The 24,771-nt window shown below is 71.4% G+C and carries 19 protein-coding genes, 1 tRNA gene and 1 pseudogene; 13 read left to right on the plus strand and 8 right to left on the minus strand.

Features of this window, described 5'->3' with window-relative positions; all coding sequences use genetic code 11:
* A partial coding sequence (locus tag ABZT47_RS05705) for an endo-1,4-beta-xylanase (RefSeq protein ID WP_354836592.1) occupies positions 1-713 on the minus strand: 713 nt, incomplete at its 3' end.
* A 525-nt stretch (positions 714-1,238) separates the two neighbouring features.
* On the opposite strand from ABZT47_RS05705, the gene ABZT47_RS05710 reads away from it, so the two are divergent.
* From ABZT47_RS05710 to ABZT47_RS05740, 7 genes are read left to right on the plus strand one after another with little or no spacing between them, the layout of a single operon-like run.
* On the plus strand, positions 1,239-2,150 hold the full coding sequence (locus ABZT47_RS05710; RefSeq protein ID WP_354836594.1) for an LLM class flavin-dependent oxidoreductase: 912 nt from the start codon (positions 1,239-1,241) through the stop codon (positions 2,148-2,150).
* Entirely contained in the window at positions 2,150-2,716 is a 567-nt protein-coding gene (locus ABZT47_RS05715) for a hypothetical protein (protein ID WP_354836596.1), read from the plus strand. The genes ABZT47_RS05710 and ABZT47_RS05715 overlap by 1 nt, the downstream gene beginning before the upstream one ends.
* Positions 2,706-3,548 (plus strand): hypothetical protein, encoded by an 843-nt coding sequence (locus ABZT47_RS05720; protein WP_354836598.1) that lies wholly within the window; start codon positions 2,706-2,708, stop codon positions 3,546-3,548. The genes ABZT47_RS05715 and ABZT47_RS05720 overlap by 11 nt, the downstream gene beginning before the upstream one ends.
* The gene (locus ABZT47_RS05725) at positions 3,545-4,435 is read left to right on the plus strand and encodes a hypothetical protein (RefSeq protein WP_354836600.1); all 891 of its coding nucleotides are present in this window, start codon (positions 3,545-3,547) and stop codon (positions 4,433-4,435) included. The genes ABZT47_RS05720 and ABZT47_RS05725 overlap by 4 nt, the downstream gene beginning before the upstream one ends.
* The gene (locus ABZT47_RS05730) at positions 4,435-5,142 is read left to right on the plus strand and encodes a hypothetical protein (protein ID WP_354836602.1); all 708 of its coding nucleotides are present in this window, start codon (positions 4,435-4,437) and stop codon (positions 5,140-5,142) included. The genes ABZT47_RS05725 and ABZT47_RS05730 overlap by 1 nt, the downstream gene beginning before the upstream one ends.
* Positions 5,139-5,948, plus strand: coding sequence for a hypothetical protein (locus ABZT47_RS05735; protein WP_354836604.1), 810 nt, complete (start codon positions 5,139-5,141; stop codon positions 5,946-5,948). The genes ABZT47_RS05730 and ABZT47_RS05735 overlap by 4 nt, the downstream gene beginning before the upstream one ends.
* A gap of 15 nt (positions 5,949-5,963) precedes the next feature.
* Entirely contained in the window at positions 5,964-7,427 is a 1,464-nt protein-coding gene (locus tag ABZT47_RS05740; RefSeq protein WP_354836606.1) for a hypothetical protein, read from the plus strand.
* A gap of 117 nt (positions 7,428-7,544) precedes the next feature.
* Here the strand turns inward: ABZT47_RS05740 and ABZT47_RS05745 are convergent, their stop codons facing one another.
* A complete protein-coding gene (locus tag ABZT47_RS05745; RefSeq protein WP_354836608.1) occupies positions 7,545-7,838 on the minus strand; it encodes a hypothetical protein in 294 nt (97 codons plus the stop codon).
* On the opposite strand from ABZT47_RS05745, the gene ABZT47_RS05750 reads away from it, so the two are divergent.
* Both ABZT47_RS05750 and ABZT47_RS05755 read left to right on the plus strand, forming a co-directional pair.
* The gene (locus ABZT47_RS05750) at positions 7,839-9,080 is read left to right on the plus strand and encodes a YbfB/YjiJ family MFS transporter (protein ID WP_354836610.1); all 1,242 of its coding nucleotides are present in this window, start codon (positions 7,839-7,841) and stop codon (positions 9,078-9,080) included.
* Positions 9,081-9,201: 121 nt separating this feature from the next.
* Positions 9,202-10,203 carry a GlxA family transcriptional regulator gene (locus tag ABZT47_RS05755; RefSeq protein ID WP_354836612.1) on the plus strand — a complete coding sequence of 334 codons (1,002 nt, stop codon included), beginning with the start codon at positions 9,202-9,204 and terminating at the stop codon, positions 10,201-10,203.
* A gap of 381 nt (positions 10,204-10,584) precedes the next feature.
* Here ABZT47_RS05755 and ABZT47_RS05760 read toward each other — a convergent pair.
* Together ABZT47_RS05760 and ABZT47_RS05765 are read right to left on the minus strand one after the other, a co-directional pair.
* Positions 10,585-10,656, minus strand: a tRNA-Arg gene (locus tag ABZT47_RS05760).
* Between the two features lie 702 nt (positions 10,657-11,358).
* Positions 11,359-12,198, minus strand: coding sequence for an NlpC/P60 family protein (locus ABZT47_RS05765; RefSeq protein WP_354836614.1), 840 nt, complete (start codon positions 12,196-12,198; stop codon positions 11,359-11,361).
* A gap of 814 nt (positions 12,199-13,012) precedes the next feature.
* Between ABZT47_RS05765 and ABZT47_RS05770 the strand changes: the two genes are divergently transcribed.
* Together ABZT47_RS05770 and ABZT47_RS05775 are read left to right on the plus strand one after the other, a co-directional pair.
* Complete coding sequence (locus tag ABZT47_RS05770) at positions 13,013-13,411, plus strand: response regulator (protein WP_354836616.1); 399 nt, start codon at positions 13,013-13,015, stop codon at positions 13,409-13,411.
* Between the two features lie 214 nt (positions 13,412-13,625).
* A pseudogene (locus ABZT47_RS05775) lies at positions 13,626-13,739 on the plus strand (pentapeptide repeat-containing protein); the annotation flags it as partial.
* 46 nt (positions 13,740-13,785) lie between these two features.
* Here the strand turns inward: ABZT47_RS05775 and ABZT47_RS05780 are convergent.
* Positions 13,786-16,770 carry an AAA family ATPase gene (locus tag ABZT47_RS05780; RefSeq protein ID WP_354836618.1) on the minus strand — a complete coding sequence of 995 codons (2,985 nt, stop codon included), beginning with the start codon at positions 16,768-16,770 and terminating at the stop codon, positions 13,786-13,788.
* A gap of 229 nt (positions 16,771-16,999) precedes the next feature.
* On the opposite strand from ABZT47_RS05780, the gene ABZT47_RS05785 reads away from it, so the two are divergent.
* Positions 17,000-17,857 (plus strand): PHP domain-containing protein, encoded by an 858-nt coding sequence (locus ABZT47_RS05785; RefSeq protein WP_354836620.1) that lies wholly within the window; start codon positions 17,000-17,002, stop codon positions 17,855-17,857.
* 394 nt (positions 17,858-18,251) lie between these two features.
* Positions 18,252-18,881 (plus strand): LysE family translocator, encoded by a 630-nt coding sequence (locus ABZT47_RS05790; RefSeq protein ID WP_354836622.1) that lies wholly within the window; start codon positions 18,252-18,254, stop codon positions 18,879-18,881.
* 97 nt (positions 18,882-18,978) lie between these two features.
* Here the strand turns inward: ABZT47_RS05790 and ABZT47_RS05795 are convergent, their stop codons facing one another.
* From ABZT47_RS05795 to ABZT47_RS05805, 3 genes are all read right to left on the minus strand, one after another.
* Positions 18,979-19,599 carry a YbhB/YbcL family Raf kinase inhibitor-like protein gene (locus tag ABZT47_RS05795; protein ID WP_354836624.1) on the minus strand — a complete coding sequence of 207 codons (621 nt, stop codon included), beginning with the start codon at positions 19,597-19,599 and terminating at the stop codon, positions 18,979-18,981.
* 249 nt (positions 19,600-19,848) lie between these two features.
* A complete protein-coding gene (locus ABZT47_RS05800) occupies positions 19,849-21,273 on the minus strand; it encodes a glycoside hydrolase family 16 protein (protein WP_354836626.1) in 1,425 nt (474 codons plus the stop codon).
* Between the two features lie 207 nt (positions 21,274-21,480).
* Complete coding sequence (locus ABZT47_RS05805; RefSeq protein WP_354836628.1) at positions 21,481-24,321, minus strand: glycosyl hydrolase; 2,841 nt, start codon at positions 24,319-24,321, stop codon at positions 21,481-21,483.
* Between the last annotated feature and the right edge of the window lie 450 nt (positions 24,322-24,771).

Genomic DNA, 24,771 nt, shown 5'->3' on the forward strand with positions numbered 1-24,771 from the left:
CCGCGGGACTTGAAGTCGCGGACCATGTTGTAGACGCCTTGGGTCTTGGCCCAGGACCAGTTGTCGATGTTGTAGTCGTTGTAGCAGAGCTTGGCGGCCGGGTCGGCGGCGCGGGCGGTGCGGAAGGCGACTTCGATCCAGTCGTTGCCGGTGCGCTGGAGGTTGGAGTCGCGGCGGCCGCCGTTGTTGTCGTCGAAGGCCTCGTTGACGACGTCCCAGTAGGCGATCTTGCCCTTGTAGTGGCCCATCACGCCGTTGATGTGGTTGATCATGGCGTTGCGCAGCGCGCTGCCCGACATGGACTGCATCCAGCCGGGCTGCTGGTTGTGCCAGGCGAGGGTGTGGCCGCGTACTCGCTTGCCGTTCTGCACGGCCCAGTTGTAGACGCGGTCACCGGCGCTGAAGTTGAACTGGTTCTGGTTGGGCTCGGTCGCGTCGATCTTCATCTCGTTCTCGGCCGTCACCATGTTGAACTCACGGTTCGCGATGGTGGTGTACTGCGAGTCGCCCAGTTTGCCCGAGGCGATCGCGGTACCGAAGTACCGCCCGCTCTGCGCGGCCGCCGCACCCAGCGTGCTCTCGGCCGCACCGGCGGTACCCGGCGCGATCAGCACGGTGGTCAGACCGAGGGCGCCCAGAGCGCCGGCGATCAGGGCGCGGCGTGCGCCGCGTGGCCGCCGGCGTCCATCTGAGGGGGTGGCGTTTGTGCTCATGCCTGAGCCTCCACAACTGAGTCACGGAACAGCGGAATCGCGGCGACGTCCTGTGGGATCGACGCCACCCCATAACCGGGAACGCACACCACGAGGACGTCGGAGACGGGCGTTCTCCGCCGCCGGACCAGCAGCAGGCAGGGAGCGACCACCTCGGGGACTCAGTGTGGAAACGCCTCCGAAATGTGTCAAGGCCATCATGAAACTTTCGAGAAACCCCTGACTTAAGTGCTTCCTTCTACACACCCCGGCACCCGATACGGCCTGCGGAAACTCCTCGAACCCGCGCCGAATCACGCACGAAACTTCGACCTGAAATTTTCAGCTCGTCCCTCCATGTGACGCCACGCTCGAATTCGAGGCCGGCCGATCCTGGACGTAACGCGCCGGCCGTCACCGCTGCGGCGACCGGAGGTCCGCGACCATTCGGACCGGCCCGCGGCCATTCCCGGCGGCCGCTTTCCGGCATATAGTGACGCTTGGTTCGGGGGTGTTCACGTCGTGCGGTCGTGAATGCGAGGGGCGTTGAAGATCGGCCTTGTCCTGCCAGTGGCGGAGTACCCGTGGAAGCAGCCGTCCTACGTCGAGATCCGTGATCTCGCCCTGCGGGCGGAGGATTCCGGGTTCGAGTCGGTCTGGGTCTACGATCACCTGCTCTTCCGCGAGCCCGGCCTGCCCACCGAGGGCATCTGGGAGGCCTGGACGGTGCTGGCGGCGCTGGCCGAGGCCACCGAACGGGTCGAGCTGGGCACCCTCGTGCTGTGCACGGCCTTCCGCAACCCGGCGGTGCTGGCGAAGATGGCCGTCACCCTGGACGAGGTCAGCGGGGGGCGGCTGATCCTCGGCCTCGGCTGCGGCTGGCACCAGCCGGAGTTCGACGCCTTCGGCATCCCCTTCGACCATCGGGTGGACCGGTTCGAGGAGGCACTCGGAATCATCCTGCCGCTGCTCCGCACCGGCGAACTGGACCGGTACGAGGGACGGCACCACTGGGTCCGCGGCGGGGAGCTGCGGCCACGCGGGCCGCGGCCGGGCGGTCCTCCCGTCCTGGTGGCCGCCCGGGGTCCTCGCATGCTGCGCCTGGCCGCCGAGCACGCCGACCTGTGGAACGGCTGCTGGTTCGGCCCGCCGGAGACCGCCGGTGAGGCGCTGTCCCGCCTCAAGGAGGCATCGGCGGAGGTGGGCCGCGCCCCCGGCACGCTGGGCGTCACCCTCGGCGTCAACGTCTCCGTGGGCGAGCCCGGGCCGCAGGACCATCCCGTGCTGGCCGGGTCGCCCGAGCAGGTGGCCGAGGGCCTGCTGGCGTACCGCGACCTCGGCGTGGACCACCTGGTCTGCAACCTCAACCCGCACGACAGGGCGTCCCAGCGACGGCTGGCGACGGCGTTGCGCGGCTATCACGATCGACTCGGATCGACGACGGGGAGAACGGGCTGATGTCATGGACGGTGGACGAGTCGCGGGTGATGCCGTTCCTGGCGGCGTCCGAACGCAGGGACGTCACCGCGGCGCTGTGGCGGCTGCCCGCGGGCGGGCGTGCCTTCCCGGAACCCGCCGGTTCCGTGCCGCCCCTCGCCCGGCCGGGGGTCGCCAAGTTCAAGGACTTCAAGGACAGCAAAGACGGCAAGGACAGTAAGGACTCGAAAGACTCCAAGGACTATAAGGACAGCAAAGACTCGAAGGACGGAAAGGACAGCAAGGAGAACAAGGACTACAAGGATCTGAAGGACTACAAGGACAGCAAAGACCTGAAGGACTGGAAGGACACCAAGGACGGCAAGGACACCAAGGACTGGAAGGACGGCAAGGACGGCCGGGACTGGCCCACGCCCACCGGCGGACCGAAGGCGTACGCGCCGCCGCCCGGGCGATCCCCGGCGGGCCCGGAGGCGGGGTTGACGACGTCCCCCGCGTCACCGTCCGGCGAGCAGGACGAGACCATCGCGGCGCTCCGCGCGTCCCGGTTCAACCGGTTCCTGAGGAGGAACGGCCTTGTCATCTGAGTCCGCGCCATCCGGGACCGCCGACCCAGAACTGATCATCGTCGCCGACCCCGAAGACGAGGTCGCGATCGAGGTGGCGGAATTCGTCACCGAGAGCGGGCACGAGGCACGCGTCCTGGACGTGTTCGACGCGGCCCAGATGTTCACCGTCTCGGTCCGCGACGGTGTGGCCACCGTGACGCCCGAATGCCCCCTGGTCCTGCGCCTCCCCCCTCCCCCGCCGCTCCGCGTCAGCTTCGACGCGGAGTTCCAGTACGGCGAGTGCCTGGCCCAGCTGTGGGCGGTGGCCGCGCTCACCCCCGCCCCGGTGATCAACCGCCCCACCCCGCAGGGGCTCGGCAGCCGCGTCTCGGTCTCGGCCGCCCTGACCGAGCTCCGCGCGGGGGTCTCCGGCGGCTCCGTGGAGGTCTTCGCGGGGGCACCGCCCGCGCCTGCGCCCACGCCTCCACCGGCGGGCGAGGACGCGGAGGCCACCTGGTGGGTGCGGGACGAGGGCACCGGGGCCACGGCGCCGTGGACCGACGCGATGACGGCCGAGGGCCCGTTCCGGGCACGGTGGTCGGACGCCGATCCGGTCTTCGAAGGCGTCGTGGTGCTGGGCGGGAACGCCTGGCGGTGCACCACCGCCGACCTGGACGATCTGGACCTGACCGAGCGCAGCATCGGCATCGTCGCCCGGCTCGGCCTCGACCTGGCCGCGGTGACCTGGCGGCTCGCCCCCGACCTGGCGTCCGCCCGGCTGGTGAACGTGGAGCCGTTCCCCGCCCTGGAGCAGCTCCGCATGGTCTGGCTGGGCCTCGGCCCTCATCTGGTGAAGGCGCTGTTCCCATGATCTACGCCATCGGCGTCGGCGGCGACGCCACGTTCACCCACTTCGTGGCCGAGGCCGAGCGGGCCGGTGCGCCCGTCGTGGCGATCGACCTGCGGGAGGTGGTGGCCGAACGGGCCTGGCGGCTGGCCATCCCCGACGACGGCCACAGCGTCCTGCCGACCCCGAGCGGGAGGCACGAACTCGACCCGCGCGCGTCCTACTTCTGCCGGCTGATCGACCTGGCCGCTCTCCAGGACGACCCCCGTCACGCCGTGGCCTGGCAGAGCCTGGTGACCGGCCTGACGGCCTGGCTCGACCACATCCCCGGCCTGGTGGTGAACCGGGCGGGGTCCGACAACGGCGCCAAGCCCCTGCACGAGTGGTCCATCGCACAGGCGGGCTTCGCCGTGCCCGAGAGCCTGACCAGCTCCGACGGGGCCCGTCTCGGCGCGTTCGCCGCGGCGGGGCCGACGATCGTCAAGGCCGTGTCCGGAGTGCGGGCGACGAGCAGGCTCGTCGGCCCGGGCGACTTCGCCGGGTTCGACTCCCGGCAGGGGCCCGTGCACGTGCAGCGTTACGTCACCGGCGCCGACGTACGGGCACACGTCGTGGGCGACCGCGTGCACGCCGAGCGGATCATCTCTCCCGTCGTGGACTACCGCGCGGCTCCCGCCGGGGAGGTCGCCTTCAGCCTGTGCGAACTGCCCGGCCCGCTGGCCGCCCGGATGACCGCGTGCACCCGCGACTTCGGGCTGGCGTTCGCCGGGTGGGACCTCAAGGTGGCCGACGACGGCACCCACTGGTGCCTGGAGGTCAATCCGATGCCCGGATACGACTGGTACGACCGCAGGCTGGGCGGCGCCGTCACCAGGTCGCTGCTGACCCTGCTGGAAGAGGGGGCCGCGTAGTGGAATCGGTCCCGGTCCTGACCGGCGAGCAGAGCGCCGCCGTCCGCGACACCGTGCACGACCTGCGAGATCACTGGCTGCCCCGGGGACCCGAGCCCACCGCGTTCTTCACCCTGGGGCCGCCCAGCTACCTCGACCTGGCCCAGGACCCGCGGGCGGGAGAGTACCGGGCGCGGGCACGGGCCGCGCGGCCGGTGCTGCGGGAGCGGTTCGGCTGGCTGTACGAGCGCCTGGCCGAAGTGCTGGGCGAGCATCTCGGGTCGCCGGTGTGCTACCCCGAGGACCTGGCACTGCCCGGCTTCCACGTCTGGCTGGCCGCGGCGGTGTTCACCAAACCCCGGGCGCCGATCCACTTCGACCTGCAGTACCGGGCCTTCGACTGGCCCCCGGGCACCGACCTCGAACGGCTGCTGTCGTTCACGCTGCCGATCCGGCTGCCCGTCGCCGGCGGCGGGCTGAACGTGTGGGACGCGACCTACGAGCAGTTCCAGCTCGCACGGCGGCGGGGCTGGGTCGAGGGCGCCACCGATCTGCTGCGGTTCCACACCCGCACCTACGTCCCGTACACGGTGGGCACGATGGCCGTGCACTCGGGCCACATCCTGCACCAGGTCGCCCCCGTCGGCCAGGTGGAACCCGACGACGAGCGGCTCACCCTGCAGGGACACGGGGTGTGGTGCGCCGGCCGCTGGCTGCTGTACTGGTGACCATGCTGGGCCGGGCGCGCATCGAGAGCTTCGTCGAGCGTGGCCTGTGCGTCCTTCCGGGCGCGTTCACGGCGCGGCAGGCGGCCGCCGCCCGCGACCGGGTCTGGCGGCGGATGGCGGAGAAGGCCGGCATCCTGCGCGACGACCCCGCCACGTGGCCGCCCGGGTACGACATCGAGGAGCGCCTGCACACGCCCGAGGTGCTCGCCTGCTTCACCGGCCAGGTGGCGGCGGCCGTCGAAGAACTGCTCGGCCCCGGACGCTGGCGCGGCGAGCGGAGCTGGGGTTTCTGGCCGGTCAACTTCGCGCACGGCGCCGACCGGCCGTACGGCGTACCCCCGTACGGCTGGCACGTGGACGGCAACTGGTTCCGCCACACGATCGACGCGCCCCGGCAGGGACTGCTGCTGATCGGCCTGTTCTCCGACATCGAGCCGCGCGGCGGCGGCACCATCGTGTCCGAGGGCTCCCACCGCCGCGCCGCGAGAGTGCTCGCCGCCCACCCCGAGGGCATGACCCACCTGGAGCTGTTCGACGCGGTGCTGGCCGAGCCGATCGGCAACTTCCGCGAGATCACCGGTTCGGCCGGCGACGTCGTCCTCGGTCATCCCTTGCTGTTCCACACCCGCGGCTACAAGCACACCGGCCCACCCCGCTTCATCAGCAACACCGAGACAGGTCTGCGCGAACCTCTCCGCCTCGACCGGGCGGACGGCTCGCCGTACTCGATCCTGGAACAGTCGATCCGCGCGGCCCTGTCCGGCCCTCCTCCCGTGTTCACCGATCCCCTGCACTGCCGGTTCTGACAGAAGGAAGAGACGGTGCACCCGAACGACCTGCGCACGGACGCGGAGCGGCGGCTCTGGAAGGCGTTCCCGGACGGCGATCGGGTCGACATCGGCACGGCCGACCCGACGGCCGAAGGATTCGACCCGGACGAGTACGACCCTGACCAGCGAGTCCGCGCGGAGGTCATCAGCGCCTTGTTGCTCAGGGGCCGCGGCGGCGACGGCGGAGGCGTCACCAGGCTCTCCCTCCGCGGCGCCCGGATCACCGGCCGGCTGGACCTGAACGGCGGAGAGATCGCGGCGGAGGTCATCTTCCGGCGGTGCTGGTTCGACGAGCCGATCGACGTGGAGAACGCGCACGTACGGCGGCTGTCGGTCTCCGCCTGCCGGATTCCCGGCCTGGACGCCAACCGGATCCGGACCGACGGACCGCTGGGGCTGACCTCCTGCCGGATCGGCGAGGTGCGGCTGGCCGGCGCGCATGTCGGCGGCAACCTCGATCTGGGCGGCACCGTCATCCTCGCCCCCCAGGACCGGCCCGCGCTCTCCGCCGCCGGCATGGTCGTCGACCTCAACATGTTCTGCGAGAACGGGTTCACGACCTCCGGCGAGGTGAAGCTCGCCGGAGCCCGCGTCCACGGCCAGATCTCCTTCAACGGCGCCACCATCCGCAACCCCGGAGGGGGCGCGGTGAGCGGCCAGCGGATCGCGGTCGATCAGGACATGTTCTTCCGCGACGGGTTCACCGCCGAAGGGGGGATCCGCCTGCAGGGCGCGCAGATCGCCGGCACGGCCGACTTCACCGGGGCCGAACTCAGCAATCCCGGCAGGCGGGCGGTGACCTGCGAGGGCGCCCGGATCGACACACTGGTCCTGATCTCGAAGATCACCGGCAGTGTCAACCTCACCAACGCGCGGCTCAGCACCCTGAGCACCTCGCTGAAGACCCCGACACACCTCAACGGCCTGGTCTACGACGACCTCGACCCGGATCCCGAACCGCCGGTCGCGGAGAGGATCGCCTGGCTGCGGCGCAGTCCACAGCGGTACCACCCTCAGCCGTACGAGCAGCTCGCGCGGTACTACCGCGGCCTCGGGCACGACCGGGACGCGCGCATCGTGCTGCTCGCCAAGAACCGGGACCGTCGTCACCGGCTGGTCTGGCCCCGCAGGACCATCGGCTGGCTCTACGACGCCATAGCGGGGTACGGCTACGTGCCGCTGCGCGCTCTCTGCTGGCTCATCGCGGCATGGGCCATCGGGACCGCGGTCTTCATCGGCCAGGCGGTGCCGATTCCAAGCGCCGACCATGTGGTGAACGCCGCGCTCTTCAGCCTCGACGTACTGTTGCCGAGCTCTCCGTTCGGCCTGGAGGACCATTTCTCCCCCCACGGTCCCGGCCTGGCCATGTCCATCGCCCTGAAGGCACTGGGCTGGGCCCTGTCCATCGCGGTCCTGCCGACCATCACCCGCACCCTCAGCCGCCAGAACACCTGAGGTCCCCGACTCGCTCCCGCTCGAAGACCCATGCCGACCCGCCCCATGACCAGCGAAGGACCAGCGTCTCCACAGCCCAGAGCGCATAGCGCCTAGATGGCCCACAACCCGCGAGCGTCAAACGATCCTTGCGCTCGAAGGTGCTTGCATGCATGTCCCCCAGGCCCGCTCGTCCAGCTCACCATTCGCATTGCGGTCAGTCCACTTGGTGATACCCGCTCTCGACGGGATGCGGTGGGCGTTCTTCGCACCTTCGGCGAGGGCCTGGTCCACGTCGACCGTTCCGCTGAGACCGATGAGACCGATGGCCTGATCCGAGGGACGGATGGCCGGATCGACGGCCATGGGTGGTGCTCTCCGGCGCCTTGAGGCATCGATGGCCTCGAAACCGACCGGAAGGACGATCACCATGTGGCTCACGCGCGGCCGAGGCCGTACATGACCGCGGTCACCTCTTCGCCCCAGGATCAGCGCGCGGGCGTCGCCCGGCAGGTGCTGATCGCGCTCGGCCTGGCCACCGGGCCGGTGGTCGCGCTCGGCTTCACCCGCTTCGCCTACGCCCTGCTGCTGCCTTCCATGCACCACACCCTCGGGTGGACCTACGCGCAGGCCGGCGGCATGAACACCGCCAACGCCGCCGGGTACATCCTGGGCGCCGCGTCCGCCGTCCATTGGGCGCGCAGGCTCGGCGACCGCGCCGCGTTCCTCTGGAGCCTGGCCCTCAGCGCGCTCGCACTGCTCGCCACCGCCGCGTGGGCGGATTTCTCCGCGCTGCTGGCGTTGCGGTTCATCGGAGGGCTGGCCACGGCCGTCACCTTCGTCATCGGCTCGGCGCTGGTCTCCCGCGTCGCCGCGGGCGCCCCGCGACGCCGCTCCGCACTGCCGGTCGCGGTGTACATGGCCGGCGTCGGCGTCGGGGTGGTCATCTCCGGGCTCGTCGTGCCCGCCGCGCTGTCGGCCGGCGACGACGGCTGGCGGCTGGGCTGGCTGCTCATGGGCGCCGCCGCCGTGGTCGCGCTGCTGCCCGCCTGGCTCGGCGCGAGGCGCGTCCCCGACTCCGCCGGCACGCAAGCCGCCGTCCTGGCCCGTCACCAGTTGCGCCGCCTCGGCCCGACCTTCGCGTGGTACGTCCTGTTCGGCGCCGGATATGTCAGCTACATGACCTTCGTGATCGCGATGCTGAGGACTCAGGGGCTCGGCGCCTCGATGACCGCGCTGTTCTTCGTCGTGCTCGGGCTCTCCTCGGCGGTCACCACGCTGGTCGTCTGGAGCCGCCTGGCCGGACGGCTGCGCGGCGGCCGGGCGACGGCACTCGTCGCGGCGCTGGTGTTCGCGGGCGTACTGCCCGTGCTGCTCATGACGCCCGGCCCGTTCTCGGCCCTGCTGTCGGCGGTGGTCTTCGGCGCCGGGTTCATGGCGGGACCGACCGCGGCCACCCTCATCGCCCGGCGCATGCTGCCGCCGACCGGCTGGACGGCGGGCATCGCCCTGCTGACGGTCGCCTTCTCCGTCGGGCAGGCCGGGGGCCCGCTGGCATCGGGCCTGCTGTCCGACGGAGACGGCGGCATCGCGCGGGGGTTGTGGCTGTCGGCGGGCCTGCTGGTCATCGCGGCGCTCACCGCGCTCTTCCAGCGCGAGCACGCCGCGTCCTGATATGGAGGAACCATGTTCGGCGACACTCCCGTCACGATCGGCGGCTCCGCCGGTGGGGCACGAGGCCGGCCCGCGCACCGCGGTGCCGCGGGTCGTCCGAGGCGGGGAGCAGACTGAAGCCATGGCCACGCCGCACGAGCATGAGGGACGCACCGTGGTCGTCGTCGTGTACGACGGCGTCCGCCTGCTGGACGTGACCGGGCCGCTGGAGGTGTTCACCATGGCCGTCGAGCACGGCGCCGGCTACCGGCCGCTCATCGCCTCACTCGGCGGACGGGACATCAAGACCAGCGGAGGCATCCGGCTGGGCGTCGACGTGGCCCTTGAAGAGCTCGGCGACGGCGGGCACATCCTGCTCGTGCCGGGCAGCCCCGACGTGGACGCGGCGTCCGCCGACCGGCCGCTGCTGGACCAGGTGCGGCGGCTGTCCGGCCGCGCCCGGCACACCGCCTCGGTCTGCGCCGGCGCGTTCGTCCTGGCCGCCACCGGGCTGCTGGACGGCCGCCGCGCGGCCACGCACTGGGAGCTGGCCGAGCGGCTCGCCGGGGCGTATCCGGGCATCGAGGTGGACCGGGACGCGATCTTCGTCCGGGACGGCGACATCGTCACCTCGGCGGGGGTGAGCTCGGGCATCGACCTGGCGCTCGGGCTGGTTGAGCAGGACTACGGCGCCGACCTCGCCCGCACCGTCGCCAAGCACCTGGTCGTGTTCATGCAGCGGCCCGGCGGCCAGTCGCAGTTCAGCGTCCGCCTGCTCGCCGGCGGCGAGCGGTGCGCGCCGCTGCGCCCGGTGCTGGACGCCGTGGCCGTCGACCCGGCCGGCGACCACGGCCTGGCCGCCATGGCCGCGCGCGCCGGACTCAGCGTGCGGCAGCTCACCCGCCTGTTCCGGCAGGAGACCGGGCTCAGCCCGGCCCGGTACGTCGAGCTGGCCCGCCTGGAGAGCGCCCGCAACATGCTGGAGACCAGTGACAGGCCGCTCGACGTCGTGGCCCGCCGCATCGGGTTCGGCTCTCCGGAGACGATGCGGCGGGCGTTCGTCCGCGAACTGGGCGTGCCGCCCACGGCCTACCGCGCCCGCTTCCGCACCACCCGCGCGCCGGCCCCGCGCACCGCCTCGTGATCCACCCCGCCTGCTCGCCCCGCATCTCTGTGCCATGCCCCACCGGTCGGCTGCCCCCGCACCCTGTGTCGTGACCTGGCCGACCGGTCACTCCGCACCCCCGTTCGTGATCCACGCCCCTGATCGCCTCGGGCTATCGAGATGGACCAGGCATGTACGACAAGAGGGGACGATCGGCATTGACCACACATGCACAACACCAAGGACCGAGCGTTGACTCATCCCCACACGGAGATCACTACGGAAGCACGCGTGTGGTCCACAACTGGTCCACAGCCAGCGGCGTCAATGAGAACGGGCGGGACTCCGTGAGACTGGAGACCCGCCCGTTGCTGTGCTGTTCGCCCTGCTCAGCGGATGGATCCGCTGGTCAAGATCGTGTGCCCCCTGCAAGATTCGAACTTGCGCTCCCGGCTCCGGAGGCCGGTGCTCTATCCCCTGAGCTAAGGGGGCTCAACGAGTGGTAAGGCTACCAGCATCTGGCGGTCTTCCGTTACTCAGAAACCCGCGCCAGCCGAACCATGCCCCGCGACCAGCCCCGCGAAGCCACCGAGAAGGCCCCACCCCGACGGCGCCGACCCAGGGCGGAAAGTCGAAACCGTCTCGCTCCTAGTCTTGTCCCGGCAGCCGCCCACCTCGCCGCTCGGACTCTGGAGAGGACGGGAAGTCCAAACCGTCCCGCCGCCGAGCTTGTCCCGACAGCCACCCACCCGCCGCTCGGGCCCTGGAGCGGACGGGAAGTTCAAACCGTGTCGCTGCTGGTCTTGTCCCGACAGCCACCCCCCTCGTCGCTCCGGCTCCGGAGAGGGCGGGAAGTCAAACCGTGTCGCTGCTCGTCTTGTCCTGGCAGTCGCCCGTCTCGTCGTGGGGCTCTGGAGGTGACTGGGGCTGCTGTGACCAGGTGAACCGCTCGGCTGTCGATTTCGCTGTGGCGGGTGCCCCGGTCCGTCGTGGGAGCTCCGGGTGGCTTGGGCCTGGTTGTGACCTCGCGAATCGTCGTGGTGTGCCGGATCGGCGGGGTCGGCCTGTGGTACTCGGGGCTTGGCGACGGTTTCGCGCGTGCGGTGTGGATCGGGGCAGTGGGGTCTGCCGGGCCACCGTGCTGGGACCGGGGTGGATCGCCTGGTGCGAGATCGTGGGTGCGGACGAAAGGACTTACTTGCCGGGGCGGATGGCGCCTCGGTAGCGCGCCCGGTAGTAGGCCGAGTGGGCGAAATCGACGGTGCGCACGACGTCACCGGACTTCGGGGCGTGGACCATCATCCCCTTCTTGAGGTAGATACCGACATGAGTGGGGTCTCCGGCGCCTCCTCCGAAGAACACCAGGTCACCCTCCTTGAGCCGGGAGAAGGGGATCTTGCTGCCTCTGGTGAACTGGCTGCCCGTGTAGTGAGGCAGGGAGACCCCGGCCCGGGACCAGGCGTACAGCGCCAGACCCGAGCAGTCGAACCCGCCCTTCGTGGCCCCGTTCCGTGACCCTCCTCCCCAGACGTACGGGGTGCCGATCTTCTTGACAGCCGCTCGCGCGGCGATGGCCCCGGCAGTGACCTGCCGCGAGCGGGACGCCGACCGATCGCCGGCAGGACGGCGGGAGGTGGGGACCGCCCGGGCAGCCGTCGGCGCGGCGCCGCCTCGGCGCTGGGAGCGCGCCGCTCCGGCCGCGTCGTCTGGCGTCGATCGAGGGAATGCCGGGTCGGGAGCCTCCCGATGCCGGCGTCCGCCGCCGTCAGGCGCCGACCGAGACCGGTCTCGGTCGGGCACACGCGGAGGGCGTCGGTACACGGGAAGACTTCGCGCTGGACGATCGGCGCCGGGCGGCTGACCGGACTCGGCGGCCTCGGGTGAACCGGCGTGCGGGCCACGGCGGTCGACGAGCGCCGGCTGGTGGATGCGCAGCAGAAGGCCTCCGTCGGTGCGGGCGCCGACCTGCTGCCGCGCGAGATGCCCCTCGCCCGGCGTGCTGGTGTCGATCTCTCCCGGCAGGAGGTCACGCACCGGCCAGGTCCACAGACGAGCGGCTGGTGTGCCGTAGGGGTCGATCTGGCGGTGAGGCGGCCACGGGCGGTTATGGAGCGACGACCGGGCCACAGGAAGGCCTCCCGGGCTCTCGCCGACGCATGCCGTGAGAACGCCGGACGATCGACGGGCAGGTGGGGCCGTGAGGTGGTGGAGAGTGGGCAGCCGGCGGATCTGCGTGCATCGGGTCAGCGGGGGGCGGGGAGCGGCCGAAGCGACGAGGGGAAGTGCCGTCCCCGTGATGAGGACGGTGGTGACGAGCATCGTGATCACGGTGCCCTCCTTGGGCTCGATGGCGAATCAAGCCCAAGGGTGATTTTCGAGAGCTGCCGGCGGTTGGGCCGAACGGCGTTCTGTGGACGAAGGTCGATGGCCACTCAGCGGTGAATGCGACTGACGTAGCCAATGAGCTGCGGCGATTCAGCACGGCGGGGGCTTTGGAGCGTCAGGCTGTGGACAAGCGGCATGGGGAATCGGTTCATAAAAGGTGGGTCGGCGATGCCGGCGGGTTCCCTTCCGGCGTGGCATCGCTGCGGAAGAGGGGGGGAGGAGGCGGCGTCGATGTGAGGTCACGGGCTTCGGAACGAGGGGCGCGGCGGCCCGGAGAGCGTGGTTCGTCGTGAGGGATGAGCGGTTCGTCTTGGGAGGTGAGCGGTTGGTGCGGGGGTTGCGTGGCCGGGGTGGGCGTTCTGCCCTGCCTGTCGGGGAAGGGCGGTGTCTGATCGCGTGGCCGTGGGGGTTGAGTTGGGGGAAAAGGTCGCGGGGAGGGCTTTCAGGGGTTAGCCTCGCGGCCGTGGAAGAGGTTCTGGGACGCGTGTTGGTCGTGGACGACGACGAGGTCATCCGGCAGCTCATCGCCGTGAATCTCAGCCTGGAGGGGTTCCAGGTGGAGACGGCGACGGACGGGCAGGACTGCCTTGATCGCGTGGCGTCCGTCCAACCCGATGTGATCACGCTGGACGTGATGATGCCGCGCCTGGACGGCTGGATGACCGCCACCAAGCTGCGCGCCGACGAGAGCCTGCGCCACATCAAGATCATGATGATCACGGCCAGGGCCCAGGAAGAGGACAAGAAGCGCGGCCTCGGCATCGGGGTGGACGCCTACCTCACCAAGCCGTTCGACCCGGCGGAGCTGATCCAGATCGTCCGCGACCTGGTCCTCACTCCTTCGGAGAGCGGTCCTTCATGAAGGACCCCGAGACAGCACCGTTCCCAGGGTGATCGTCGCCTGAGGATCGTCCCAAGGGGAACGTCTCAAATGGGGCGCCCTCTCTCGGAATCATGCCCGGCAGCCGCGTTCCGGCGGCCCCTTACCCCCGCCGGCACCGTCTCCCGGAGCATTCTCCCGTGTCTTCCGGAGCATTCTCCTGTGAGCGTTCCCTCCGAGGCACCGCTTCCGGGAGTGCCGCTTCCGGGAGTGCCGCTTGCGGGAGTGCCGCTTCCGGGAGTGCCGCTTGCGGGAGTGCCGCTTGCGGGAGTGCCGCTTGCGGGAGTGCCGCTTGCGCATCCTGGAGTAAGGCTGGAACCGCGCCGACCGGACATTGGGCGAGGCGGGTGGCGGCCTCAGGGGAGCAGGCCGCGCTGGTGGGCGTAGGCGGCGGCCTGGGTGCGGGAGGAGACGCCCAGCTTGGCGAGGATGTTCGAGACGTGCACGCTCACGGTCTTGTGCGTGATGAAGAGCCGCTCGGCGATCTCGCGGTTGGACAGGCCGGCGGCGACCAGGGCGAGCACCTCCTGCTCGCGGCCGGTCAGGGAGACCGCGGGACCGTCGTGGTCGGCCGGCGGTGCGGCCAAGGCGGCGGAGGCGGCGGAAGACGAGGACGATGACGTCGCTTCCGGGGACGCGGCGTCCGTGGTGTCCTGCTTGGACGGGGAGGGGAAGCGGGCCCTGCGGCCGAGGTCGGTGAGCGCACGGTGGAGAGGCGCGGCGCCGAGCGCGGCGGCCGTGTCGACGGCCTTCCGCCACTGCGCGTACGCCTCGTCGCGGTCCGCCGTGGCGAGCAGGGCCTCGGCGAGGCGCCAGCGCGCCCGTGCGACCTCGTAGACCGACCCGAAGTCGAAGGCGTCCACGACCGCCCGCCAGGCCGCGGGATCGGCGTCGCCGCCGGCTCGCCGCCGTTCGGCCTCGGCCTTGGCCAGCCATGCCCGGCCTTCGACCCCCATGGCGCCCCGGGTGCCCGAGCCGGGCCCGAGGGTCGCCGCCTGGTGGGCGCGCCGCAGCATGTCGTCGGCCTTCGCCTGGTCGTCGGCGCGTGGCGGGTGCTGCCCGAGCTCGGCCAGCGCCCACAGGCCGGTGGCGCAGACGCGGATCATGCCGGGGTCGAAGGGCTCGAGCACCGCGATCACCGCGTCGATGTGCTCCATGGCGGAGCGCGGGTCGCCGTTCCACAGCGCGTGCTCGGCGGCCAGGGTGCGGGAGATGTAGCTGACCAGCGGGTCGCGCCAGAACGGCCTGAGCCAGACCATGCGTTCCTCGACGATCGGGTCGCCGCGCGCGACCTCCACGAACAGCGCGTACCCCGACAACCATGCCTCGGGAAGCCTGCCCACCCGCGCCGCGAACCCCGCGGCCAGCTCACCCGCCTGCTCCCACTCTCCGGCCGTGTAGTGGATGAGCAGCCGCAGGAAGCGCAGGTCGGTGCCGTAGTTGCTCCAGGTCAGGCCGGTCTCTCGGGCCAGGTCGACGCCGCGGTCGGCGGTGGCGGCGGCATCGGCGAGGTTACCGCGGTCGTACTGCACCCTGGCGAGGCTGAAGATGGCACGCAGGTCGATGGAGAGATTGCCGGAGGGCACGCCGGCGGCCGCGGTGGTCAGCACGTCCTCGGCCCGCTGCCGGTCGCCGCCGATGTCGGCGACGACGGCCAGGGTGATCAACGCGCTGGCCTCTGCGTCGCGCACGCCCGACGCGCGCGCGGCTTCGAGCGCGCGGCCGGCGAGCTGCTCGACCTCGCCGTGCTGGGGACTCCAGACCAGGGCACGCGCGTACGTCGCCAGGGATCTGGACAGCAGAGCGGCCCGGCAGTTCTTGACCTGACGCCGTTCGGCCTGGTCGTCCGCCGGACCGTGGTCGTCTTCCTCGTCCGCGGCCTCGGTGGCCAGGTGGACGGCGGTCTTGGCGGCTTCGACGGCGCCGGCGTCGTCCCCGGCGTCGATCAGGTAGTACGCGAGCCGCTCCCAGATCTCGGCCGTCGGCCGCTCGACGGCCAGGACCTCCCGTATCTGGGCGACGGCCCGGTGGGTGGCTCCGCTCTCTTCGGCCGCGGCGGCGGACAGCAGCGCCAGCCGCACGCGGTCGATGCCCGCGACCCGCTCGGCGTCGGGGACGCGCTGCCAGAGCGCGAGAGCCCGATCGTAGTGGTCGTGGGCCTCGACGGGCGCGCCCAGCCGGTCGGCTCGCCGTCCGGCCGCCACGGACGCGGCGAGAGCGCCGGGCAGATCGTGACCGGCCAGGTAGTGGTAGGCGAGCTCGGCCGGCGAGTCGAGCAGACGGGTGAAGCGGCTGTGCAGCCGCGCGCGCTCTCCGGGGAGCAGATCGGTGTAGACGGCCTCCTGGAGCAGGGCGTGGCGGAACGCGTAGCCGTAGTCGCCGTCGGGCAGCATCAGCCCTCGGGAGGCGATCTCGCGGATGGCCTCCTCCAGCTCGATGTCCTGCAGGCCGGAGACCTTCTGCAGCAGGTCGTGGTCGATGCGCCGGCCGGCGACCGCGGCGGCCCGCAGCACGCTCTGCGCGGGCTCCGACAGCCGTTCGACGCGCGCGAGCAGCAGGTTGGCCACGTTGTACGGCAGGCCCTCGGCGGCGAGCAGTTCTTCGGCGTAGAAGGGGTTGCCCTCGGCGCGCGTGATGATGTCGCCGATCGCCCTGGCGTCGGCGCCGCCGAGGGCCACCAGGTGGTCGGACAGCGCGTCGGCGTCCAGCGGGCCGAGGCGCACCGCGGTGACCGACGGGAGGCGCTGCAACTCGGCCAGCAGGGGGCGGAGCGGGTGGCGCCGGTGCAGGTCATCGGTGCGGTAGGTGCCGAGCAGGCACACCCGCTCGTGCTGCAACATGCGGCTGAGGAAGACCAGCAGGTCACGGGTGGACCGGTCGGCCCAGTGGAGGTCTTCGAGCACGAAGAGGACCGGCCTTCCGGCCGAGGCCTCGGCGAGGAAGTCGAGCGTCGAGCCGAAGAGCTGCTGCTGGGTGAGCCCCGAACCGGCCGCGGGCTGGGAGTCGAGCCAGGCGCCGGGCGTCAGCCTGCGCAGCATCGGGCGCGCCTCGATGGCCTGCGCCAGGCCGGAGTCGCCGGCCGCGCCGCGAAGGGCGTCGGCGAGGGGGAGGTAGGGCAGGGCGTCACCCAGCTCGGCGCACTGGCCGGTCAGCACGGCGAAACCCTGGGCCCGGGCCAGGGCGACGAGCTCGGCGACCAGGCGGCTCTTGCCGATGCCGGCGTCGCCGCTGACGACGGCCACCCCCGCCTGCCCAGAGGCGGCGGCGTCGAGCACCCCGACGAGGCGACCGAGCTCACTCGACCGCCCCACAAGAGCGCTGCCCGCCTCCCGCCACACCACGTTGGGGAGTATCGCACGCCCACCCGACAGAACCCGGAATCGCCGCAGAGCCGCCACAACCCGCCCATGCCCTGCCTTCCCCTCTGTCCCTTCCAAGTGATGTTGTCGAAGCGGACACGCATGACCCGTAGTCCGACATGTTGATGCGGACAGGTTCGGGTGGAGTCGTTCAGGTCTTGTTGTCGGTGGACTGACGATCGGCGTCTCCTCCCCTTCAAGGCCACTTCCCGTGATCGTCCACTACGGTGCTTTTGTGATGTTGCCTGTAGACAGTCACGTGCACAGCGAGTGGTCCTGGGACGCCCCGAATGCCTCGATGGAGAACGCTTGCGCGCGGGCGGTGGAGCTTGGGCTCCCGGCGATCGCCTTCACCGAACACCTCGACCACACGTCGTTGAACATCGGTTCCGCGGATGACGCTCATCTGCTGTCGCTGAGCTCGCCGGAGGGGGTGTTGAGCCCTCCGGCGTTCGACGTGGACGGGTATCTGGACTCGATCGAGCGGTGTCGCGAGCGCTTCCCCGGGCTACGGATCCTGAGTGGGCTGGAGGTCGGGGAGCCGCACTGGCACGCCGAGGCCGTGGCGAAGGTACTCGCGGCCGGGCGGTTCGACAGGATCCTGGGATCTCTGCACTGCCTGCCCGACGGCGACGGGTTCGCGGAACCGTGGGGGCTGTACGATCACCGGCTTGCGGCCGAGGTCATCCGGGAGTACCTGGCCGAGGTTGCCGGACTGGCGGCAGGGAGCGATGTGTTCTCCGTGCTCGCCCACATCGACTACCCAGTGCGGTCCTGGCCTACGGAGGCTGGGCCTTTCGATCCGCCGGCCTTCGAGGAGGAGTTCCGGCATGCGCTGCGGGCGACCGCCTCGTCGGGGCGGGCGCTGGAGATCAACACGAGGTTGCCGCTGTCACCGGTGATCCTGCGATGGTGGCACGAGGAGGGCGGACCGGCGGTCAGCTTCGGCAGCGACGCCCACGACCCATCCCTCGTCGCTCACAGGTTCCGGGAGGCGGCGGACATGGCAGAGGCGCACGGATTCCGCCCTGGGCAGGACCCGTACGATTTCTGGGCGCGTGTGGACTGACGGTAAGTGCCTGGAATCTCAAACACAGCGTCGGCAGCCCCGTGGCGTCGTCAGGTCTGTTGTCGGTGAACCGGCTTGTGGTGCGTTGGCTTCGCCAGATATCGACGGCCGACATCTCAAGCTGAACACCGACACGAGCACCGACAACAACACGCGGACACCGACAGCTTCATCTGCAACCGACACCCTCCGCGACCTCGGCCGGCCGTGGCAGCAGGCGACCGAGGTCGCGGACCTCCTGTCGAAGCACCCCGGACTTGGACGGAGGTGAGTGCCGGTGATCGGACCCGCCGTTCGGCGACGGTGCCGCTCGTCGTCAAGCAGGCTTTGGACTGAGAGGAAGGGATGTTTATGGACCACTTCTGCTGGTCCGGTGGAGGTTAGGGTCGCGGGCATGGTCTCTGCATCGACGTTGGTGGTCTTCTCGGTGGCCGCGCTGGTGCTGGTCGTCGTCCCCGGCCCGAACAACCTGTACATCACCGCGCGCGGCATCGCGCAGGGACGGGCGGCCGCGGTGGCCTCGGCCGTCGGGGTGGAGACGGGAACGCTGCTGCACATCGCCGCGGCGGCGGCCGGGCTCTCGTATCTGATCGCGCGCTCGGCGGCGGCGTTCACGGCCGTCAAGTGGGCGGGCGCCCTGTATCTGGTCTACCTCGGCATCCGCACACTGGCCTCGGGGGACGGCGCCGCGGCGCGCGCGGCGGCCACCCAGCCGCTGCGCAAGGTCTTCCTCGAAGGCGTTATCGTCAACGTGCTCAACCCGAAGGTCATCCTGTTCTTCCTGGCCTTCCTCCCCCAGTTCGTCGACCCCGCGGCCGGGTCGCCCGCCCTGCAGATCGTGGTTCTCGGGCTGACCCTGCTGATGTTCGGCATCGCCGCCGACATGGTGTACGCCCTCGGCGCGGGCACGCTGAGCGGGCTGCTGCGCCGCAGGCACAGGGCGCTGCGGTACGTCAGCGGCTGCGTCTACCTCGGACTGGGCGTCGCCACCGCGCTCGCCGGAAGCGGCGCCCGCTCCCGCTGACCGCCCGGGCCGGTCCTCGGGCGACTCGACGGCGCGTCCAGCCGCGCGGACGCCGTCCACCGTTCTGACCGCGCGCCCCGAGCGGGCGGATGTTCGGTCAGGGGCGCCGGGTCCAGGTGCCGACCGTCTCGCCGGAGGCGATGGCGGCCTTCTTGAGCCGGGCGTACACGGCCCGCGGGTCGCCGACCGGCTGAAACCGGTCGCGCAGCGCGTACACGATGAAGTGGTAGTGATGCGTGCCGCCCGGCGGGCACGGGCCGGCGTACGAAGGAGCGCCGCCGCTGCCGGGCAGCGTCTTTCCCTCCGTCGCTCCCTGGCCGAGGCCGGTCAGCGAGGCGGGCAGGCCGGTCACGATCCAGTGGATGTACGAGCCGCCGGGCGCGTCCGGGTCGTCCACGACGACCGCCAGCTCGCGCGCCTCGGACGGGACGCCGGACCAGGCGAGCACGGGCGAGACGTCCTGGCCTCCTTGGGCCGCGCAGGCATGCTTGCGCGGTATGGCCGCGCCGTCCCCGAACGCCGGGCTGCTCACCCGCAGGCCCGTCACAGGCGAGGCCGCCTCGGACGCGGCGGGCGAAGCCCCCTCGGAGGTCGCGGGCGAGGCCGCGCCGGACATCCCTGGTGACGCCCCCTCTGACGAGGCGCAACCGGCGGCCAGGGTCAACGCCAGTGCCGCCGGCAGGGCGCCGCGGACCGCGCCGACCGTCCGGATCTTCATCGGCCCAGCATAACGACGCCACCATCGGCAGCCCGGCAACGACGCCACCGGCCGCCGCAGAACGGGCCACCCGCCGCACGACGGCGCCGTCACCGCCGTACCACGCCCCACCGACCCGGCGCCGATCACATCCTGCATGAACCCGGTACAGAGCCCGACCCGATGAAGGACTGTGGTCACCGCAGGGGCATGCGCCATCCCGAGCCTCGGCCGGACCGGGGCCGGTCGAGGCTCAGGTCTTGACGGGGGTCAGCTGGTGAAGGTGAACCAGTTGAGGTTGGCGAAGTCCGCGGGTTGGCCGCTTGCGAAGGTGAGGTAGACGGTGTGGGTTCCGGTGACGCCGGAGATGTTGGCCGGGACGGTGCGCCAGCTCTGCCAGCCGCCGGTGTTGCCGACGGCGAAGTCGCCGACGGGTGCGGCGGTGAGGCTGTCGAGCCGCACCTGGATCAGGCCGCTGACGCCGCCGGGGGCTCCGGAGGCGACGCGGGCCACGAACTGCCGGGCGGCGGTGGAGCCGAAGTTCACCCCGTCGAAGCGGAGCCAGTCGCCGTTGGCGATGTAGGAGACGTTCTGACCGCCGCCGCTGTCGGTGGTGGTCTCCAGCTGGGTGCCGGACTGCGCCTGGTACCGCTCGGCCTGGATGGTGGAGCGGGCGTCGACGCCGCCCGGCGGCGGCGAGCTGGGCGGCGGCGAGCTCGGGGGCGGGGTGGTGGTGCCGCCGCTCTGCCAGACCGCCACGTAGTCGACCACCATGGGGCGTCCGGACACGGTGGCCGAGGTCGGGGTGGAGCGGCCGGAGACCCCGTTGGGGAACGCGCCGCCCATCGCCACGTTGAGCAGCAGGAAGTATCCGCCGTGGCCGGTCATGTTGTTCCACGTGGTGGCGTCCAGCTGGCTCTGGCTGACGCTGTGGAACTGCTGCCCGTCGACGTACCAGCGCAGCTGGTTGGGGGTGACCGAACGGTCCCATTCGAAGCGGTATGTGTGCATGGCCGACTGGCAGCTGGAGCCCGGGCAGGCACGGCTGGCGCCGATGCCGTTCGTCTCGCCGCAGGCGCCGCCGGGGTTGGTGCCGCAGTGGAGGACGCCCCACACGGAGTTGATCCCGTTGACGTTCTCCATGATGTCGAACTCGCCGATGGCCGGCCAGTTCTGGTAGTTGCCCCGGTAGGGCGAGCCCAGCGCCCAGAACGCCGGCCAGTAGCCGAGCGCCGCGTCGCCGGTGACGTCGGGCATCTGGATGCGGCCCTCGATGCGCAGGACGGTGCCGGCCGCCGGCTTGAAGTCGGTGCGCCGGGTCTCGATGCGCGCGGAGGTCCACTCCCCCGAGCCGCTTCTGACGGGCGTGATGCGCAGGTTTCCGCCGCCGTCCAGGCTCACGTTGGAGGCGTTGGCGGTGTAGTTCTGGATCTCGCCGGTGCCCCAGTTGCCGGGACCGCCCGGGTAGCTGTACCCGGTGTCGATGATCCAGTTGGCCGACGAGGGCATCGCCCCGGCGGAGCCGTTGAAGTCGTCGCTCCACACCAGGTTCCAGCCGCTCGGCGTGGCGGGGACCGAGGCCCCGGCGGGCCCGCCGCCGAGGGTCAGCGCGATGATCGGGAGGACGGCGGCTCCGGCGGCGGCCAGCACGGCGCGCAGCCGCGAGCGGCGGCGCACCGGTAAATCGGTGGTCATGCCCATGATGCTCCTCATCTCTCGGGGACGAGTGGGACGAGTAGGACAGGTCAGATGGGTCGGACGGGTCAGACAGGTCAGACGGGTCGGACAGAGCGGACGGGGCGGCGGCTCTGTCCGACGGGTCAGACAGGTGAGACGGGTCGGACAGAGCGGACGGGGCGGCTGCTCAGGCTGGTTGGACGGGCCGGTGACGGAGCCGCGTGGTCAGCGGAACGGAAGGGTCAGGACCGAGCGGCTGCCGACCCCCAGTGAGGTCGGGTTGACGCCGATGGCGCTCCACACCTCGACCCTCACCCGGCCGTTGACCAGGTTGCCGAGGGCGCCGGTCGAGGAGGCGAGCCCGGCGGCCTGGGTGTAGTGCTCCCAGCCCGCGACCGGGTCGGTGGCGAAGTAGCGGTAGGTCTCGACCCGGTCGTAGGAGCCGTCTCCGGTGAGGTCGTAGGAGACCCGCGCCTGGACGCCGTTGCCCACCGCGGTCCCGGCGTCCAAGTACAGGTCGAACGCGGTGGCGGCGCCGGTGGAGGTCATGGTGAGGCCGCCGGCGGTGTAGACGAGCGGGTTGGCCGGGGTGCCGTCGTGGTTGACGCCACCGGCGGAGGCGACGGTGTCGGCCCCGGCCGTCCCGGCGGCCGCGCCGAGCCCTCCCCCGCCGAGCAGGTACCGCACCGGGCCCCCAGACGTGGGAGTCGGCGTCGGGGTCGGGGTCGGAGTGGGGGTGGGAGTCGGCGTGGGCGTGGGGCCGCCGCCGCCCGCGCTGGTCGCGGTGGACGCGGCCGGCACGTCCAGCCGCTTTCCGTCGGAGAAGGTCACCGTCCGCGCCGAGACGCCGAAGTTGTGCGCGACGTAGGTGCGCGTGCCGTTCAGGCTGAAGACGGCGGCCGTCGGGATGTCGGCGGTGACCGCCGCGTCGACCGTACCGAGCCTGGCCAGGTTGTAGATCCAGTGGTAGGCGTGCGCCTTGGAGTCGCCGGACTCCGGGCTGTAGGAGGTCCAGCCCGCGTCCCAGTTCGCCTTGGCGGCGGCGGGGTCGCCGAGCGCGCGGTACTGCCAGATGACGTCGCGCCACTCGACGGCGGGCCCGCCGTTCTCGGCCTCCATCTCGGCCAGCCCGGCCCTGACCTTGGCCGGGTAGAGCCCCTGGTAGAGCGAGCCGCCGGTGATGGGCAGGTAGTTGATCCCGTGGATCTCCTCGGGGTTGCCCGTCCACCAGGTGGCGTGGGCGGCGCCGTCGCCCCAGATCATGCCGGCGGTGTCCGGCGCGAAACCCGCGGGGAACACCGCGCCGTCCACGTCGTACCAGTACTGCGCGATGGTGGCCGCCTGCGTGGTGTAGAGGTAGATGCCGAGGTCGCGCAGGGCGGTGTCGCCGGTCGCGGCGCCCAGCAGCAGCGCTCCGGCGGCGAAGTTCATCCCCTCCGAGGACGACTCCTCGTTGTTGCCCGCGGCGAAGCCCTGGTGGCCGGAGGCCCAGCCGTTGCCCGCGTACGGGTCGAAGTTGCGCAGGAACGGGAAGCGGGTGTCCGAACGGTCCCAGTTGTTGGCGTCCTTGGCCAGCAGCTTGGCCATGCCTCCCCACTGCCCGTCGGCGGCCCACGCCCGGTCGTAGCGGGCGACGGTGGCGGCGGCCATCAGGTAGTAGCCGTAGTGGAAGTGGTGGTCGTTGACCTCGGTGTCGCTGCCGTAGGAGGCCGGGTAGCCGGTCAGGATGCCCCAGGTGGCGTCGTAGCGGAACTGCTCGCCGCCGGCGGTGAACCAGCTCTGCAGCTTGGTCTTGAGCAGGCCGAGGAGCTTGTCGCGCGAGGCGGTGTCGCCGAGCTGGTCGGCGATGGGCACGAGCTGGGCGAGCCGTCCGAGTGCCTTGCCCGCCCAGTAGGTGTCGCCGGCGCCCTTGTACGGGTCGGCGGCGTCGGCCTCCTGCCGGACGAAGTCGCCGAGCCGGGCCCGGTCGTAGGCGCCGAGATCGGGCAGGGACGGCAGGACGCCGTGGAAGGTCTGCCGGGTGCTGAACGAGGCGCCTTCGCGCAGCTTCATCGTGCCGCGCGGCGAGAGGTAGGTGTAGCTCGTGAGCGGGTCGGAGGTGGCCTGCCACTGGTGCCGGTACAGCGCCAGGAGCGTGCCGGTCTGGGTGCCCTCCTTGGCGCTGGTGGCGGCGGTGTAGGTGGTCGTGAGCCGGGCGGCGGCCTCGTCGTAGGACCAGCTCACCGTGGTCCCGGTGACGAACGAGTAGGCGTATTTGGCGAACAGGTCCAGCGCGCCGCGCGCGGGCAGTGCGGCGACGCTGAGGTAGTTCCTGCCGCCGAGGGCGACGGTGGCCGCGGTGCCGGAGATGGCCCAGTCGGTCCCCGTGGGGGCGAACAGGGCGTAGTCGTGGCCGTTCACCGTGGCGCCCAGGACGTTGCCGCGGTCGGCCCAGATGGTCGGGGTGGCTACGAAGTCCACCCGTCCGTCCCCGCCGCTCGGGGTGGCGTAGACGAACGGCAGCCCGTGGCCGATCGTGGCGCGCAGCGTGCGGGCGCCGTCGGACCAGTAGGGGGTCACCGTCCAGTCGGACCAGCCGTCGACCTGGGTGCGGGGCGCGTTCAGCCCGGTGACGCCGAGGGTCAGGTCGCGGGCGTGCGCGTAGTCGTACTGCGTCGCGCCGATGCCCGGCGTGGTGGGGTAGCCGACCTCGAGCCCGCCGGCGACGGCGTGGAAGGTCAGCGGATGGGCGTACATGTTCTCCGAGTACGGGTTGCCCGCGTAGCGCTGAAAGGCCAGGGACGACCACCAGTCGTTGGTCGGCACCTTGGCGGTGACGGCCGAGGTGACCTTCGGGGTCACCGGCGCGCCGGTGCTGTCGGCCGGGCCGGAGGCGCCGGCGGGCAGGTCGGTCGTGTACCCGCCGGCCCCTACGGACACGGTGGCGGCGTCGGCGGGGGCGGCGGGCATGGTGACGAGCAGTCCGGCGAGCAGGACGGCGGCGGCCGTCCCGGCGGACCGTCGCCTCGCTCGGCGGTTTCCGGGGACGCCGGAGTCGCGGTGGTTCGAGGTCAGGTCACAGGTCATGCGGAGAGGCTTTCGTCGTGGGGGGTGAACCGGCCGCCGCCCGCGATAGGGCGGCGACCGGCGGCGGCTCGGTGGCGCGGGCCCGACGGCCGTTCGAGGTCCGCGACGGCGGGGAACCAGGTGTTCTCGTCGACGTAACGTGGATGTAACGCTCTCAGCGCCGCTGACGCTAGATGCCTCCACAACCAGTGTCAACAGCGAGAAAATGTTTCTCGAAGATCGTGAGAGCGCTCTCTATCGTTCATCGCGCCGACCACCGTGGACGCGGCTCGCCCTACCTCGCTGACCAGGCAAGACGGGACAGGACACCGCGGAAGCCCCATTTCACGAGCTGAGCCCCGGCGGGCTGCCGCGAACGGACCGTTCTGAAAGCACCGCAACCACCGCGCACCCGGTCGGCTCACCGCCGGAGAGCGCTCTCCCTCCGCGATCGCGTGCCGTGGGCGGGGA

This window comes from Sphaerisporangium sp. NPDC005289 (assembly GCF_040607455.1).
Lineage (GTDB): Bacteria > Actinomycetota > Actinomycetes > Streptosporangiales > Streptosporangiaceae > Sphaerisporangium > Sphaerisporangium rhizosphaerae.